9 protein-coding genes are annotated in these 13,609 nt (G+C 46.2%); 4 read left to right on the top strand and 5 right to left on the bottom strand.

Annotated features, from left to right (window positions below):
* The coding region (locus tag BCU12_RS01200; RefSeq protein ID WP_241909715.1) for a LysR substrate-binding domain-containing protein at positions 1–397 on the top strand (397 nt) is incomplete at its 5' end.
* On the opposite strand, the gene BCU12_RS01195 is transcribed toward BCU12_RS01200, so the two are convergent.
* A complete protein-coding gene (locus BCU12_RS01195; protein WP_198599218.1) occupies positions 394–2,409 on the bottom strand; it encodes a CHASE3 domain-containing protein in 2,016 nt (671 codons plus the stop codon). The two genes, BCU12_RS01200 and BCU12_RS01195, sit on opposite strands and share 4 nt — an antisense overlap.
* A gap of 143 nt (positions 2,410–2,552) precedes the next feature.
* The gene (locus BCU12_RS01190) at positions 2,553–3,779 is read right to left on the bottom strand and encodes an MFS transporter (RefSeq protein ID WP_102402582.1); all 1,227 of its coding nucleotides are present in this window, start codon (positions 3,777–3,779) and stop codon (positions 2,553–2,555) included.
* A 167-nt stretch (positions 3,780–3,946) separates the two neighbouring features.
* Between BCU12_RS01190 and BCU12_RS01185 the strand changes: the two genes are divergently transcribed.
* Positions 3,947–4,828: a LysR family transcriptional regulator gene (locus tag BCU12_RS01185; RefSeq protein WP_102402581.1), complete on the top strand. Its 882-nt coding sequence runs from the start codon at positions 3,947–3,949 to the stop codon at positions 4,826–4,828.
* 238 nt (positions 4,829–5,066) lie between these two features.
* Here BCU12_RS01185 and BCU12_RS01180 read toward each other — a convergent pair whose 3' ends face one another.
* The 3 genes from BCU12_RS01180 to BCU12_RS01170 form a co-directional block, all read right to left on the bottom strand.
* Positions 5,067–5,759 carry a DNA-3-methyladenine glycosylase I gene (locus tag BCU12_RS01180; protein WP_102402584.1) on the bottom strand — a complete coding sequence of 231 codons (693 nt, stop codon included), beginning with the start codon at positions 5,757–5,759 and terminating at the stop codon, positions 5,067–5,069.
* Between the two features lie 216 nt (positions 5,760–5,975).
* A complete protein-coding gene (locus BCU12_RS01175) occupies positions 5,976–8,333 on the bottom strand; it encodes a glycosyltransferase 36 (RefSeq protein ID WP_102402580.1) in 2,358 nt (785 codons plus the stop codon).
* A gap of 32 nt (positions 8,334–8,365) precedes the next feature.
* A complete protein-coding gene (locus tag BCU12_RS01170; RefSeq protein ID WP_102402579.1) occupies positions 8,366–10,930 on the bottom strand; it encodes a glycoside hydrolase family 3 protein in 2,565 nt (854 codons plus the stop codon).
* A 120-nt stretch (positions 10,931–11,050) separates the two neighbouring features.
* Here BCU12_RS01170 and BCU12_RS01165 point away from each other — a divergent pair, with 120 nt between their 5' ends.
* Together BCU12_RS01165 and BCU12_RS01160 are read left to right on the top strand one after the other, a co-directional pair.
* Positions 11,051–11,911, top strand: a complete 861-nt coding sequence (locus tag BCU12_RS01165; protein WP_102402578.1) for an AraC family transcriptional regulator — start codon at positions 11,051–11,053, stop codon at positions 11,909–11,911.
* 172 nt (positions 11,912–12,083) lie between these two features.
* On the top strand, positions 12,084–13,508 hold the full coding sequence (locus tag BCU12_RS01160) for a methyl-accepting chemotaxis protein (RefSeq protein ID WP_102402577.1): 1,425 nt from the start codon (positions 12,084–12,086) through the stop codon (positions 13,506–13,508).
* Positions 13,509–13,609 lie beyond the last annotated feature (101 nt).

Below are 13,609 nucleotides of genomic sequence, written 5' to 3'. Positions count from 1 at the left end.
CGCCTATCTTGCAGAGAGAGGAGAACCCACGGAAGTCGAAGAGTTAACCAAGCACAACTGCTTCTTGCACCTTGATTCGTCGACTTGGGAATTTACTAAAGACAACCAGCAAAAATCTGTCGATATTAGCGGGAATATTAAGGCCAATGATATTGGTGTTTTATCTCTTGCGGCTCAACACGGGAAAGGCATTGTTCGCCTGCCCTGCGACTTAGCCAACCCACTAATACGAGAACACAAACTGACGCGAATTTTGGCCGATTACTCCGCACCAAGCAGCGTGTTATGGGCAGTGTACCTGTCACGCAGTTACCAACTGCCCGTCGTTCGACAATTCATTGATTTTCTCGCCAATGAATGGTCTGAAGATATTGAAGAGAGCCAACTGGCTCGTTAGGTGCGCTCAGATTTAGGCAAAAATCTGTTAAAAGCATCGATGAAACTCGTCAGCTCCAGAGGCTTGGTTAATACTTGGTCTACGCCCGCATTCAGAAGCTCATCGTGCGCTTCTTGAAAGGCATCCGCTGTATAGGCAAAAATCGTGACATCTTTTTTTAGGGTCTGCCTGATGTAGTAAGTCGCTTCAACGCCATTCATCTGTGGCATGTGGTTATCCATCAAGATCAGATCATAGTGTTTCTCTGCCGCCATTTCTGTCGCAATAAGGCCGTTTTCAGCGAGATCGACGTGATAACCGAGATCTTCACAAAACCGTTTTGCAATGAAAGCATTCACCGTATTGTCTTCCGCAATCAGAACTCTCTGCCCTCTCACATCAAGTACTTCTTGATTTGAATTGCTGTTCATTTCCACCGGGCCGCGGGAAACCGTCGATACAATGGGAACAACAACAGTAAACAAGGATCCAACGCCCACTTCGCTCTCTAACGATACGCTGCCACCCATCAGCCGAACCAGTTTCTTGACGATCGCTAAGCCTAGACCCGTTCCACCAAATTTTCGAGTCGTGGTCGTATCCACTTGTTCAAAAGAGTTAAAAATATTAACTTGATCTCCAGCGGGTATCCCTAAGCCTGAATCCATAACAGACAGCAGTAACTCATGATTCTTTTGTTTTAGAGCCACTCGAACAACGATATGCCCTTGTTCGGTGAATTTCGCCGCGTTGCCGACCAAATTAAACAAAATCTGCCTAAGCCTTGCGCTATCACCCATGAACTCAACATCTTCTGGCACTTCATTTTGCACCATCAGGTCAACGCCTTTCTCCTTTATCATCGGCTCTAAAGTCTGGCACACCGGTGAAGTAACCTGTTCGATTGAGAATGGCTCTTGCTTCAGTTCCAGCTTGTTTTCTTCAATTCGCGTAAAATCTAAAATGTCATTGATGATAGTGAGCAGGTGTTGACCGGAGCTAAGAATAATACCTGCATGTGCTTTTGTTGTGGCTTCTTTGGTCTCGTTTTCTATGATTTGAGCAATGCCCAAAACACCGTTCAGTGGGGTTCGAATCTCATGACTCATTGTCGATAGAAATTCACTTTTCGCCTTGACTGCCGACTCCGCTTTTACCTTCTCTTGTTTTAACATCTGGTTAGAGTCACGCAACTTTTTGTCGTTCGAATACAAGTTTTCAGCCATATCACCAAACGCCATAGCCAATTTGGCCACCTCATCTTTGGAAACGGCTTTGCCTCCTTGGTCTAGCGCTAATTTTCCTTCCGTTAAATTACCCGTAGAGATATGGTTAGTCGCCGTGAGTAGGGTATGAATTCGCTGTTTCAAGCGGGTGGAAGACCAAATAGCGACAAAGCTGGTCACCAAAGCAGACAGAATGCTGCCGATAATCAGGCCGAGGAATGTCGTCTTCGCAGATCGATCGGACACCAATACTCGAACGTTTATGAGCTTCTCTTCAACATCGATAAAATGAGTTAGCTCTTCTCGTATTGCGTCGATAATTTCCTTCCCGACCTCCAGCTGAACGAGATGCACGACACTTTGCATATCCGCAAGACCTTGATTCACCTTAAGCCGTTGAACAATTTCTTTCTGCCCAGCAGTGTCTAACCATTGCTGGTGCAGTTTCTTTATGAGAGCGAGCCTTATTACTTGAGGAGGGTTATCACTCACTTGCTCAGAGAGGATGTCTAATTTTTCATTCCACAAGAGCAGTGATCGGTCATAAGGTTCTAAAAAGTGGTCATAACCCGTGATTAAGAAACCACGTTGGCCAGTTTCCATGTCTACCACTAAGGTCAACAGTTCTTGCGCTCTTGCTATCGCTTTATGCGTATGCGCAACCCAATGGTTATGATTAGCCATTGATTGAGTGTTGGTATACACATACATAGAAACAAATAGCATCAGTACAACGGGGATTGAAAAGATCGTAATCAGTTTCTTTTGAATTGAAATCTCGTCAAACCAACGAACAATGTTGAACATGTGCATTCCGTGCCATTGATAAAGATAACAATATTGTAGGCTATTTTCATTGGCGAATATGGGCCATTTGAGTGACCCATACTTATTTCATGCGCTTTCACGTTAAATACATATCTAGGTAACATTCAATATGGACGAAAGTGCTAGGTCGCCGAGCAATTGAGTTCTTTTGATTCCGTTGCTATGCACGCGCCGTTAGTCTCTTTAAGAGCTGATTTTTCATCTAACTTTCCACTCAAGCGAGTGAGTACCAACGCAATGAGTACAATCACAGCCCCAACCCAAGGCGTATGCATTAAGCCCGCTTTTGCCACGATAAGACCGCCTCCCCATGAACCCAGCGCGATACCAACATTAAACGCCGCAATATTTAATCCTGAAGCGACATCGACAGCATCTGGTGTGTGCTTCTCCGCGAGCTTCACGACATAAACCTGCAACCCTGGCACGTTCCCAAAAGCAAACGCTCCCCAAACTAAAATAGTAACGACCGCCGCAATAGGATTCACCGCGGTGACATTAAACACGAGCAATACAGCGGCTAGGCCAGAGAAAATGATAGACAGCGCTTTGATAGGGCCAACCTTATCGGCCATTTTGCCACCCCAGATATTACCAATCGCAACCGACACCCCATAAACCAGCATGATCAACCCTATCGCGCTTGAGCCAAATCCAGATACTTGCTCCAAAATTGGGGCCAAAAACGTAAACGCCGTAAACGTACCGCCATAACCCAGAGCCGTAATGGCATACACCAACAGTAAGCGAGGCTGAGCAAGAACTTTAACTTGCGATGACAACTTTGCAGCAGGTGGCTGCTTGAGATTATTTGGCACCAGTAGCGCGCTGCCAATTAAGGCAATCAAACCCAGCACGGCAACAATCAAGAATGTGGCTTGCCAACCGAACGTTTGACCAATGTATGTACCAAGAGGCACGCCCGTGACTAACGCGACGGTTAAGCCAGTAAACATGATGGCAATCGCGCTGGCGGCTTTCTCTTTCTCGACCAATCCTGTCGCGATGGTGGAGCCAATCGAAAAGAACACACCATGAGCTAAGCCCGTTAAGATACGAGCGATCACTAACGTTTCATAACCCGGCGCCTGCCAAGCCAACAGATTACCAGCAACGAACAAAGACATGACCGACAACAACACGTATTTGCGATTCCACTTTCCTGTCAGAGCCGTGAGTACCGGCGCGCCTATTGCCACACCGAGAGCATATAAGCTTACTAAAAGACCCGCTGAAGGGATCGATACGGCTAAATCTGAAGCCATCGTTGGTATCAAACCAACAATGACAAATTCTGTGGTTCCTATGGCAAAGGCGCTGAGCGTCAATGCAAGAAGTGCTAATGGCATATTACTTTCTCTCGTTTTTATTTAATGGTGAGGCTTGAATCGACTCGCCTCTTTTCTTGCGGAGAATTATGGGCCTATCAACTATTGTGAAAAATAGTGTTTTTAACAAATGGCTTTTGTTATAAATGCAATAATAGAAATCAATCACTCTTGATAAAGGATCGCCTATGTTGACCCGCTCTGATGATTTAGAAATCTTACTTGCTGTTGTCGATAGTGGGGGGTTCTCAGCGGCAGCCGACTCTCTGGATCTGCAAGTCGCTCGCGTCTCTCGCGCCGTTAGCAAAATCGAAAAAACACTCGGCGTTTCTGTTCTTAATCGCACAACAAGGCGAGTCGAACTAACAGACGAAGGAAGGGAATTCGTTAAGTCAGTACGATCAGGCATAGTGCAGATTCAGCGCGCGGAAGAAGAGATCATCTCTCGCGGTGAGTTGCCTAAAGGGCGCTTACGTGTGGACGCAGCCAGCCCGTTTGTGTTTCACCAGTTGATTCCTCTCATTCAAGAGTTCAAACAAACTTACCCCGACATTCAACTCGAACTCACCTCAAATGAAGGGTTCGTTGATCTCATCGAGAAGAAAACAGACCTGGCGATTCGTATTGGAAAACTCAACGATTCAACCCTACACGCAAGAGCACTGGGTAAAAGCCCACTCTACATCGTCGCCTCACCTGATTACCTTGCTCGTCGAGGGTTACCAAAACAAACGAGCGACCTTTCAACCCATGAAACGATCGGGTTTTCTGGGCCCAAAATACTGAATCATTGGCCATTAAAAGGGTTTGAGTCACTCACTCCGACCCTAACTTCAAGCAATGGGGAAACCGTTAGGCAGCTTGTATTGTCTGGTAATGGGATCGCGTGCTTGTCGGGATTTATGGTGAAGAAAGACATAGAAGAAGGCCGTCTTGTCTCTTTGTTTGAAAAGGATAAATTCTTCGATACTGGGCGAGAGCAGGTTAACGCTGTTTATTATAAATCGTCGTCGGTCGCCAAACGTATTTCAGCGTTTATCGACTTTATTCAGCCAAGACTGTCGCTATAAAGGTGTCATTACGATTTAGGTGACTTTAGCTATTTCTTTGTCCCCTAGCCTACTCATCTTCGCTTTTTGCACGCGTTAGCTCTGAGTCCTTCGTCCTTAGTCCTTAGTCCTTAGCCCATGGAAATGATCAATACGGAAGAGCGTCGACTCTTCCGTATCCGTCGTAAACCAACCAATGTCTAGGGTCTGTTGCGCACTCATTGTTATTGAAAAACAAGCACTGACTTGGTGACCGCCGTTACGCTTGAACGATGTTTTCCCCAACGCCATAGGCTATTACGCGAGAGATTTCGGTTAAGGTGCGATCAGACTCGGCTTGCCAGTGGTTGAATGCCCGTTGAATCGCCAGCAAGCTGCGTTTGCTATACAAACCACCTTCAATGATACTCTGCGCTCTTAAATAGCTTTCAATGTCGCCAGTCAAAATAAAAGTGTCCTTGCCCATTTGACGAAGAGCGTAAGGGCCAGTATTTCCACCAAGGCGTTCACCGTGTTTCTTCAGGTAAAGCCAAAGATTGATGATGTCGTCTTCAGGCCAGTTCGCAATGAACTTTGCAAAGCTCCCATGCTCTCGTTGAACATTGCGAATCATTTGTGCGTTAGCAGGAATGGTTTTTACTTTGGTAAAGTTGCGCACAATTCTCGTGTCTTGGGCTTTGCGCTCTAGCATATCCGTTGGCATCAGTAGCAGCTTCTCGATATTGAAATCCCAAAACACTTCCTCAAATGAAGGCCACTTGTTGTGTATCACTCGCCATACAAAACCAGACTGAAAAATTGACTTGGTAAACTGAGCCAGGAATCGATCATCCGAAATAGACGCCAACTGAGCATGGCTCAATGGTTCTAGCAAAAGAGATTCGAGCGCGGCTTCACCCCCTTTACGTTGGCAAGCTCGATGATAAATGTCGTCAAAAGATTCGTAGTTCATGAATAATGGGTCACTTGATTTAGAGTCGATGTAGATTACCCGACCTTTCGGTATATTTCCTTTGATTTTTTCTCTTACCACCGCACTGATTTGTGCGATAGCCTTGTTTAAACAGAATAAAAAAGGCGAAGCCACCATCGTTGCTTCGCCTTATATCACGTTAATAAATAACATACGTAAACAATGAATCGGCGATTCAAATTCACATCGTTTTATCTATGGAACAACCACGTTGACTTGGTATGTCTGTCCCGTTTGAATATCGGAAATGATCGCTGTGTCACATGACTCTCCGTTGACGCTGACCGAGGCTGATGTCGCTTCACTGTCTTTCACGTAGTTCACGTTAAAGGTTGCGCCTCTGAACTGACGAGTCGCCGACACGTTACCCCACTCTGACGGCAACTTAGGCTCTACTCTCAACCCCTGATCGCACCCTTTCAAACCAAACATCTGCTCGATCACCATGCGGTAGAACCATGCGCCTGTGCCGGTGTTGAACAGGTTGCTTGAGCGCCCAGCTTGTTTTGGGAATTGATAATAAGCACCACGATAGTAGTTTGGAATGTAAACGGGTAGCTGCCCACGGCGCTCAAACCCTTCAGCTTGATGATCACTGATCATCTTACGCAACACGTTAAAGCCACGATCCGATTCATTGATCGAGTAAAGGCTGGCGGCATAAAACGCAGCAGCGTGATTGTAAACCGAGCCGTTTTCCGCAGAGCCCGGCCACTTCTGGGTAACACGACCCACATCCTCTCGCATTTGAGTAAAGGCCGGCGCATATAGCATCACTCCATATGGCGTATCCAATTGCTCGTCGACTGATTGCAGCATTTTGGCTTGCTGCTCTTGAGTTGGGATCCCCGCGAGCAGTGCCCAACTTTGGGTGTTGAGGAAGATACGGCCTTCTTTGTCCTCTGGCACACCAAACGTGACGCCATCATCCGTAATCCCACGTGCGTACCAATCGCCTTTCCAGAAGTACTCATTGGTGGCGACTTTTAGCTCCGCAACGGTCGATTCAAACTCTTCGATGGTCGCCGCATTATTATGTTTTTTCGAAATGGCAATCCAAACCTGTAACGCATAGCTAAGCGCTTGCGTTAACCAACCTGACACCCCAATCCCTTTTGGCCCAACCATGTTCATAGGGTCACACCAGTCACCTTGAGCGATGAAGGGCAAACCGCGTTGATCTCGAGCGCTCACCAAATGCTTCATGGCTCGGTTCATGTGCTCTAGTACAGTATCCGTCGCGTGGCTGTCTTCCCAACCAACGTATTGTTCGAGAATGGCCCAATCGTTCGTTTCGTTTAGGTACGCATCCAAAATGATGGTTAACCACACAGAATGGTCCGTATGCGGTATTTGATTGATGTATTTCAACTCGGCTTCTGGCGTTAACAACACACCATCAGGCATTTCACCATCTAGTTTTTGCTGAGACAGCGCGGTGAGAATGACCTGTTTCGTTGTCGAGCTATCCACATAAGCCATGCCCATCCCGTCTTGCAGGTAATTTCGTGTTTGTGGATCTGTCGTTAATCGATTGGTGTCACCGTGATAATACACCTGCCTCGGTAGCCAGTGGTTCACAAAGTCATTGAACGTGTCATCCGGTGTCTTAATGTTTAGTACACCGTTTCCTTTCTCTATGTAACGTTGATAGTTTTCTTGCTGCTCAGATAGGGCAACTCCACTGTGCGCTTCTTTTACTTCGGCAATTTCCGCTTTATCTAACGCTGGGCCAAACATCAGGTTAAGCTCTTGGCTTTCCTCTTGGTCCAGTGCGACACAAAACTGCATCGTACAGGTGGGCATTTCATAGATAGCGTCGCCATTGGCTAAGTTTTTCCCGCCTTTTAGTGCATCAGGATTATGCAAACCGCCCTGTCCTTCAAACGCGGGCTGGCTGAGTTCATAAAAGCTTGGGGTACGATCGGCTGAAAGAAAAGTGATGTCTTTTAAATGTTTGTTCCTCTCGTACTGTTCGAGTTTTTGGTATGGCGTAATCGAGGTACACACAATCGCATTCAAATCATGATCAAAATGCGCGCCCATATTCATCCAAGACGCGTAACCCACAGGGAAGTATGGAATGATCGAGATGTTACGTTTGCTCTCGCGTACGTTGAGCACTTTAACATTCCAAAGTTCAACCACATGGCTTTCACTGAGTGACAAGCTAACTTCAACATGCAGGCCATCGTGCTCGACACGCCAGCGAATGTCCGATAGACCCGGTTCAAATTTGAAAGAATCCGGTTCTGTTTTCATAGGCGCAAAGGGCACAGAAAACATCGCGCCAGTATCGTCATCTCTTAGGTAGAAAAATCGACCGGGATGGTGCGCAAAATACGGCTGCTCTGGCTGCATAAAGCTGGTCGCCGCGAGCGTAGGAACATGCGCATACTTCTTTGGCTCAGGATTCATGTACTGCGCAACGGCATAACCTTGGCAGTTCATGTGAATCATCATGTGGCGGTTCCACAAGTAGCCCGCAGAGTTTGGAAGATCAGTCGGCGTTGTCAGCGAAAATCGTGTGCCGTTATCGATAAAGTTGGACATCTATAAGCCTCTTTTTGTCTTTTCTAACGAGTCTACTCAGCCTGCCAACATACATTCGCGATAACCGCTTTAAAGCTTCCACGAGTGGCAAAAGAGAACGTCGTTTTTACGCTCGTCAGATCCACGCCCGCATCAGAGAAGTGTTGGCATGGCACCTGAATTTGAGTGAACTCACCCACCTCTTTGAGTAACGAATGGTTAAGCACGTATTTTGTTGCGTTATCGATATCATCGGAAGGCCCTGCTAGCGTCACAATCAGGCTATCGCTTGCTGGCTCTAACACCTTTAACTCGAACGAAATAACACCATTTTGGTAACGACTAAGATCTTCACCCTCAGCTTGCGATGACTCGACATAGAAGACGCTGTTACCATTTTCAAAATGTAACTCCACGGCATCTTGCTGTTGCTGGTAGTTAACCGGGCTCGTTGATACATTCGCAAGTTCGACAGGGTTATTTCGCGACACTTCCACGCCTTGAGGGTTGCTAGTATCAGCAACCTTGCACACATAGTCTCCGATGGTAGCTTGAACTCCAAACATATGCGTTTGCTGGGTTAACGCCGTTTCCTCACTCATATCGAATTCGATGTTATCAAGGTCGCGATCTTGAACTTTACCCCCATAGTTCAAGCCATATCCGTACTCAAACAACGGTTTGTGCTCTCCTCGAGGATCTTGCTCATTGTCCGGCAGTTGATATTGAGGAATATTTGTCGGCACACGGTGAACTGTTGCACTCGATTTTTTATTTGGCCAACTGAATGACAATACGCCTTGAAAATCAAAGTTTGCTTGACCTTCTTCGTTGGCAACTAACACATCAATAATGCCGTTGCCTTCGCTCCCCGGTAAAAATGCGGCAACAAAAGCATCAGAGCGAGCAATCTCTTCGTTTAGGTAAAGGGGTCTTCCGCTAAAGAAAATCGATACCACTTTAACGCCAGCTTGATTCAGTCGGGTTATTTTTTCGCAATCCGCTGCATAGCTTCGCTTTAATTTGGAGAACTCCAAACTCTGCCAAGCTTTAATATCGCCCATCATCTCTGCGTAAGGATCTTCGCCAAACACAACAATCGCCGTATCACCCGCCTTGAAATCACTGGTAAGATCTGGATCGAATACGACGTTCTCAGAGCCAAGTGCTGACTCTAATCCCATCTTCACCGTCGTTGCGCCAGGAAAATCACTCAGGGTATTTTCGTCACCTTGCCAAGTAAGGTTCCACCCCCCAGATTGTTTCTCTAGATCGTTTGCGGCACTGCCCGTCAGTATGACACGCTGGCTTTTCTTGAGAGGAAGAATCTGGTCTTTGTTTTTCAGCAGTACGAGTGATTTACGCACTGCTTCTCTGGCGACTTCTCTATGCTCTTTCGCGCCAAGGACGTTTTGCTTTCCTGCTAATGCGCGTTTCGATGGCTGTGGCTTGTCCCATAATCCAGCTCGCATTTTCACGCGTAATATACGTAAAACCGCGTCATCAATACGAGAAATCTTTATGTCTCCGCTTGCCACATCCGCAAGAGTTTTATGGTAAACAGCTTGCCAATGCTCACGAACAGGAATCATGAGAATGTCGTTGCCTGCATTGATTGCGTACGTCGCGTCTTCGTCGGCACACTTACTGATTTCAGCGTGGCCGTTCCAGTCGGTAACCACGAAACCATCGAAGCCCATTTGCTCTTTAAGTACATCCGTTAGCAGATATTTGCTGCCGTGGATCTTGTTGTTGTATGCCCCTTGCATAGAAGAGTTATGGTCGTAATTTTTCTCATCATCCCAACTATTGAACGACGACATCACAACCTGTGCACCTGCATTTAACCCGCTAAAATAGCCCATTGCGTGAACATTTCTCAGCAGGTCTTCACTATAACTGTTTATACCTCGGTCAATGCCAGCCAGTGTGCCGCCGTCGCCAACCCAGTGCTTAACATTAGAAATGACATGGTATTCATCTTTAAGTTCTTCACTATTACCTTGCAAGCCAACGACCATTTCACCGGCGTAGGCATAGGTTATTTCAGGGTCTTCAGAATAGCCTTCATAGACACGCCCCCAACGCAGATCGCGCGGCGTCGCAACGGTGGGTGCGAACGTCCAATCAAGGCCAGTAGCAGCGATCTCTAAGGCTGTAATTCGACCAATCTTGCGAATCAATTCTGGATCGCGGGCACAACCTAAACCGATGTTGTGGGGAAATACCGTTGAGGCAAAAACATTGTTATGTCCGTGGACGGCATCCGTTGCCCAGACAAATGGAATTCGAAATGGTCGGCTCTCAAAGGCGCGTTCTGTTGCTAACCAGAACGTGTCTGCTTTTTCGGCCCACTCTTTTGCGCAAGCATGTTTGTTCCCGTCAGGCCATGAGCCGCCACCATTCAATATTGAACCAATTTTATACTCTACGATTTCTTCAGGTGTGATAGCACGCAACTCTGGTTGAATCATCTGCCCCACTTTTTCTTCTAGCGTCATTTGCTCAACAATAGAAGCGATCTGAGCTTCTATCACTGGGTCGGCTGAAATACGTGATTGAATCTGAGGCCATCTTGAAAAATATGGGGTATGAAATTGGGTCGTCATAGTAATCATCCATCGATACGTCGAAAACTGCAGCGGACTAAATAGCAAAGTACACTTGAAGAGTTCATAGTAAAATTCTAGAATTTTCATTTCTACTAATATAGCGACAATTATCTGGACTATTGCGACATGACGACCACTTACCTGCTCAAGTCACTACAGAAACATAAACATATTCGTTTCGCTTACGAGCCGGGCTATCACGACCATGATTTCGCCCCACATCGGCATGACTTTTCTGAGCTGTTTATTGTGTTCGATGGTTCAGGCATGCATGAAGTGGCGGGGCATGTATACCCGTTGAATAAAGGCGACGTGTTTGTCATCAACGGTGAAGTTGAACACGGCTTTAAAGATGTAAAGAGCCTGACCATTGTCGACTTAATGTTTGACTCTAAAGCGCCTTTGTTCGAATCGCCACAGCTCAAGCTTCTCCCTGGGTATCAGGCGCTTTTCAATGTCGACCCTATTGCTCGGCTAAATAGTGAGTACCGAGCAAAACTCACTCTAAGCCCAGAACAGCTTGAGCATGTTAAGTCTCTGCTCAAACAGATCGATACTGAGTACAACCAGGCACCGAACGGATTTGAAACCATGCTCGCTTCTTTAATGCAGCAGCTCATCATTACCCTTTCGAGAGCTTACCAAGGTAAAGAGCACGAAAAAAACCTTCAAACCTTGGCACTTAGCCGAGCCATGGTGCACATAGAGCAGCACTATTCAAATGCCCAACTAAACAGCGACACCATTGCAAAAGCTGCTTTTGTTAGTAAACGACAAATGGAGAGACTTTTTCGCCAATTTCTACAAACCTCACCCAACCAATACATCAGGGAAGTACAGCTCAAGCATGCCGCACTACAATTATGTGATGATCTAGCGGTATCGATTCAAACCGTGTCCGAACGATGTGGTTTTTCTGATAGCAACTATTTTTCGCGCAGCTTTAAAAAACAATATGGACAAAGCCCGCGACAATTTCGACAGTAATTTACTATGATTATTCTCTATATCGCCAAAGCTGCTCAAAATAGAAACGAGACATTACGCACACCCAAATGAGAAACATTTTGTTGCATTTCAGATAAACGAGATGTAGATCCCATAAATGTTACTGAGCAGTTTGTAAAATACGCATCTATATATGTGCATGGAGCCCGCAATGAAAGAAGTGGATTTTCGAACAGTTGATCGTCTGTTCATAAAGATGTCGATCAATGACAAGATGTGGGTAATCTTTGCCCTATTTTTAATCGCCGTGACAGGCGTGTCTGCCGCTCGATACTCAGAAACTATCGAACAATTTGAAACTCAATCCGTGATGGCCGCGGAATACAAATTGTCAGGCGTGCTCGCAGCAGAGCAAGTTGATACTTCCGCACTGAGAGGATTATCTTCAACCTCTAGAACAGCACCTTCTACCTACAACAACGGCATAGTGACGGTGACCGGGCAAAATAAGTCTGGCTCATATCAGCTCACTGAAAACTTTTCAGGCCAATACGATGCGATGCTAAGCGAGGCTCGTACTTCCTTTGCATTAAGTTACTTATGGGCGCTGCCTTTCGCGCTATTTGTTTATTGGGTTGCAACCTTTATTGGTGGCGCATTATGGGTGCTTTACTCTACAACATTAAAGATTTCTGATGGTGACTTAACCTCTCGTCTTGGCTTCCATGCTGGTCGTGATGAATTTGGTACGATCGGTTGTGCACTTGATGATGCGATGGACACACTTTCTCAACTCGTCGTCACAGTGAAAAGCAATTCAACGAAGCTTGGGGAAACGTCAAGCTCGTTTGAACGTGACATGGTAGAGAGTGAAGCACAAATCAATAATCAATACTCTTCACTTGATTCTGTTGCGACGGCGATGGAAGAAATGACAGCGTCGGCGCAAGAAGTCGCATCAGTTGCCAATCAAGCGACCAATCAGACAGAGCAAGACCGAACTCAAGTGGATGAAAGCCGCGACAGAGTACAAAAAGCCATTCAGCAGATTGCTCAATTGGCCGATTCTATCTCTCAAGCTTCTCACTCCGCTTCAACGCTGAATGACAATACGGCTCAGATTAGTGAAGTGGTGACCACCATCAATGGCATCTCAGAGCAAACGAACTTACTCGCGTTAAACGCTGCAATTGAAGCCGCGCGTGCTGGTGAGCAAGGTCGTGGGTTCGCTGTAGTTGCTGATGAAGTAAGAACGTTGGCGAGCCGCACTCAGGCCGCGACGGTTGAGATTCAATCCATGATTGAAAAGCTTCAGAACGAGAGTCGCAGTATTGCTAACATTACAGCTCAAACCGTGGATCAAGCTCAAAATAGCCAAGACGTTATTACCAGCATTGGCGACGACATTAACTTCATTGCCGACTCTGCTCAGAACATTAACGATATGAGTATTCAAATCTCGACTTCGGCGCTTGAACAAAGCTCGGTAGCGAATGATATTGCAAGTGAGCTTTCGGATATTCGAACTCAATCCAATACCATCAAAGAAGTGGCACAGCAATCTTCAGTTGGTGTAGCGAATTTGACTGAATCGTCTCGTGAACTGGGTGAAGTACTTTCGCGTTACCGCACCTAGCTAGTAGCATGACAAGTGGCAAGTGAATTAAGCGCAATAAGTGATTAAAAAAAACAGTCTTATTTAGCGTTATCAATACGGATAAAGGCGCTTACTGTGTT

It is taken from the genome of Vibrio sp. 10N.261.55.A7, from assembly GCF_002877365.1.
In the GTDB taxonomy this organism is placed as follows: domain Bacteria; phylum Pseudomonadota; class Gammaproteobacteria; order Enterobacterales; family Vibrionaceae; genus Vibrio.
Note: the sequence above shows the minus strand (reverse complement) of the source record. Positions and strands in the feature narration are given on the sequence as shown.